This window comes from Methanobrevibacter sp., assembly GCF_017432245.1.
GTDB lineage: Archaea > Methanobacteriota > Methanobacteria > Methanobacteriales > Methanobacteriaceae > Methanobrevibacter.
The window spans coordinates 1-3,312 of the sequence record NZ_JAFRJO010000101.1; the positions used below are offsets into that span (position 1 = coordinate 1).

General features: G+C 30.5%; 3 protein-coding genes. 2 read left to right on the forward strand and 1 reads right to left on the reverse strand.

Annotated features, from left to right (window positions below; all coding sequences use genetic code 11):
* Positions 1 to 69 precede the first annotated feature (69 nt).
* Positions 70 to 810 carry a 1-(5-phosphoribosyl)-5-[(5-phosphoribosylamino)methylideneamino]imidazole-4-carboxamide isomerase gene (gene hisA / locus IJI80_RS08060; RefSeq protein ID WP_292789280.1) on the reverse strand — a complete coding sequence of 247 codons (741 nt, stop codon included), beginning with the start codon at positions 808 to 810 and terminating at the stop codon, positions 70 to 72.
* A gap of 436 nt (positions 811 to 1,246) precedes the next feature.
* Between hisA and IJI80_RS08065 the strand changes: the two genes are divergently transcribed.
* Positions 1,247 to 2,227 carry an ABC transporter ATP-binding protein gene (locus IJI80_RS08065; RefSeq protein ID WP_292789283.1) on the forward strand — a complete coding sequence of 327 codons (981 nt, stop codon included), beginning with the start codon at positions 1,247 to 1,249 and terminating at the stop codon, positions 2,225 to 2,227.
* A 36-nt stretch (positions 2,228 to 2,263) separates the two neighbouring features.
* On the forward strand, positions 2,264 to 2,989 hold the full coding sequence (locus IJI80_RS08070; protein ID WP_292789287.1) for an ABC transporter permease: 726 nt from the start codon (positions 2,264 to 2,266) through the stop codon (positions 2,987 to 2,989).
* The last annotated feature ends 323 nt before the right edge of the window (positions 2,990 to 3,312 follow it).

Genomic DNA, 3,312 nt, shown 5'->3' on the forward strand with positions numbered 1-3,312 from the left:
CTGTGAATTACTATAAGAGCTGTCAGAATATTTTATTTTTTAAATTATATTATTTTATTTTTTAATTTTTTATTTAATCTCTTGGAATTTTAAAGCATCCACAAGATTTATTTTGTCTTTATATAATGCTGAACCGATTACAACTCCCTTTGCACCAGTTGTTTGGAGTTGCTTTAAGTCATCTAAGCTTGTCACTCCTCCAGAGTATACAACTGGAATGTCTACAGAGTTTACAAGGTCAATAACTGGGTCTACATAGAACCCTCCAAGAAGGCCTTCTACATCGACATTTGTAAACAATATGCTTCCTGCTCCAAGATCTTGGAATTCCTTGCTTATTTCAGTTGCAGACTTGTCTATCTTTTCCTGCCAACCTTTTATGACAACCTTATTGTCCTTGCTGTCAAGGGAAATCATTACCCTTTCACTGCCATATTCATCAGAGAGTTTGGTTATTGTTTCTGGATTCTTGATTCCCATGGTTCCAATGATCAATCTATCAATATCAAGATTAAGCAATTCCTCTGCATATTCAATGCTTCTTATTCCTCCGCCTAGTTGGATTGGAACGCTGACTTCATCAAGTACCTTCCTGATGGTTTCAATGTTTGTAGTGCTTTCAAGTGCACCATCGAGGTCTATTACATGGACCACTTCTGCACCCATGTCTTCCCATTTTTTAGCTACTTTTTCAGGGTTTTCAATGATTACCTGCTCTGTTCCAGGTTCTCCTTGCACTAACTGCACACATTTTCCATTCTTAATGTCTACAGCAGGCATAATTAACATTTTATTCTCTTGAAATGACATTTTGATTCCTTTTTAATATTTTATAATCTAAATTTTAAAGTTTTTAAAAAACTTAAAGTAATATCTAACAATTATAACATTATAATATATTTATTTTATATTATTAATTATTTCTTATTATTGTAATTTTCGTGCTGTTTATTTTTTTAATTTTTTTAAAGATTTTTTCATATTGCACTGCTTTTTCCAAAACATTTATATATGATGTAAAATAATTATTACATATGTAATGTATTTTTTACAAAAGTAAATAATTTTTAACAAAAGTAAAAAATTAATTACATATTTTCTAATTTCCTCCTTTGATTATTTTGTGCACATAATATTCAAATAAATTTAGAAAAAATTATTATTTCAATTTTAGAAATGTTGAAAAATTTTTTTAATTGTTATTCTAGCATTATTTTATTATTATTTTATTTTCAAAGGTGATATAGTGACTGATTATGTTATTGAAACAACTAACTTATCCAAAAGGTATTCAGAAAATTTAGTTGTGAATTCCATAGATATGCATGTGGAAAAGGGAAAGATCTATGGTCTTTTAGGTAAAAATGGGGCTGGAAAAACCACTACAATGTGTATGCTTCTAAACCTTGTTTATCCAAGTGGAGGGGAGATTCTTCTCTTTGGAAAAGACCCTAAAAGTCATACAAAGGAAGTTTATTCTAACATAGGTTCAATTATAGAGACTCCAGGATTCTATGAGAATCTGACTGCTTATGAAAATTTAGAGATCATTTCTCGGCTTCGAGGAAACTATAGTCCTCTAAATGTTAAGATGGTTTTGGAGATGGTTAATTTGGACCATGAAAAATCCAAGCAATTCAAGGATTTTTCATTAGGAATGAAACAGCGTTTGGGCATAGCTGCTGCAATTATGCATAATCCTGAATTGTTGATTCTTGATGAACCTATAAATGGTCTTGATCCATTTGGAATTAAGGAAATCAGAGACTTGCTTAAAAAGCTGTCTTGTGAATATGGTGTAACTATCTTGATTTCAAGCCATATCCTCAGTGAAATAGAAAACATTGCTGATGTAATAGGATTCATGGACAATGGCGTGTTAATAGATGAGATAAGTCGAGAGGAGCTTCACAATAGATTAAACAAATTCGTTGAATTTGAAGTTTCAGACATTGATTTGGCAGTTGAACTCTTGAATAAAACAGGATTAAAGGAAAATGTAGATTACTGCTTTAGAAGGAATTTAGGCGAATACATTGATGATTTGGATTCTAATCAAAACAGTGATGGAATGCTTATTGGCGGTACCATTCATTTGCTTTCCAATTTGGATTTAAGGGATGAGTTTAATAGCTTGTTTGTAAGTTCTGGAATCAAAGTCAGAAAAGTGAATTTGTGTGAAGAGAACCTGGAAGAATTCTTTACAAGAATAATTTCCAATACTTAAGAAATTTATATTGTTATATTTTTTATAGGTGATTAGATGATTACTTTTATTAAAATGGAATTTCTAAAGTTAAAAAGATCAAAGATATTCTTATTGAGCATACTTATGGCGGCATTGCCATCAATTTTAATGTTTATAGCAACATTTGCTTTTGATGAAACACAAAGCTTTGATGCATTGTTTTCCACAGTTAATATGTATATGTCTGCATTGTTTGCGATTCTTTTATTCTCAATAATAATTTCCTACCTTTTTGGAAGGGAATACAATGAACATACATTAAAAACTATGTTGACTGTTCCAATATCCAGAGGGAAATTCTTGATTTCCAAATATGTCATGTTCCTAATTTGGATCTTGATATTAACCGTAGTTACAAGCCTATCCACTCTTGCATTTGGTTTTGCAGCAGGACTTACCGGATTTACATTGCAGCTATTCATAAATAGCTTTGCTGAATTACTGTTTGCAAATATCCTATTGTTCCTGACTTTTTCCCCATTTGTATTCATTTCATTATTCATTACAAATATGGTTCCTGCAATGGTTGGAGGTGCAAGCTTAACTTTAGTGAGCTTATTGGTTAATGGTCAAAGCTGGGCTCCATATGTCCCTTGGGCATGCCCTTATTTGCTTTCCTCTGGTGAGATAGCAGACTATGGTGTTAGTTTGATTATTCCGTATAGTATGATTTTAGCTACTTTCGTAATCGGATTGGCTATTTCATATATTTACTTTACAAAAAAAGATGTTCCTCTTTAAATTAAATTAATTTAATTAAATTGTTTAAATAAATTAAACGCCTCATAACTAAAAAAGATGTTATTCTCTCAACCTCTAAAATTTTAAAACATCTTTTTTAGTTTTCTTTTTTTAAGATTTTAATTTAAAATAAGTAAATTTTAGATTTCATGAAATTACATGAAATCAAAAAAATGAATTAAAATGGTTCTTCAGTAATTTTCCTTGAAATTCTTAAGTAATCTGGAAAATATGGAAATATTTGAAGGCGGTTGCTCTATTTCCTCTTTTTTAAACCATTTAGCTTTGGTGATTTCATTTTCATCCACCTTGATTTCACCAGA

Coding starts and splice junctions, on each gene's coding strand:
- hisA (WP_292789280.1), bottom strand. CDS start 810: ATGTCATTTCAAGAGAATAAAATGTTAATTATGCCTGCTGTAGACATT.
- IJI80_RS08070 (WP_292789287.1), top strand. CDS start 2,264: ATGATTACTTTTATTAAAATGGAATTTCTAAAGTTAAAAAGATCAAAG.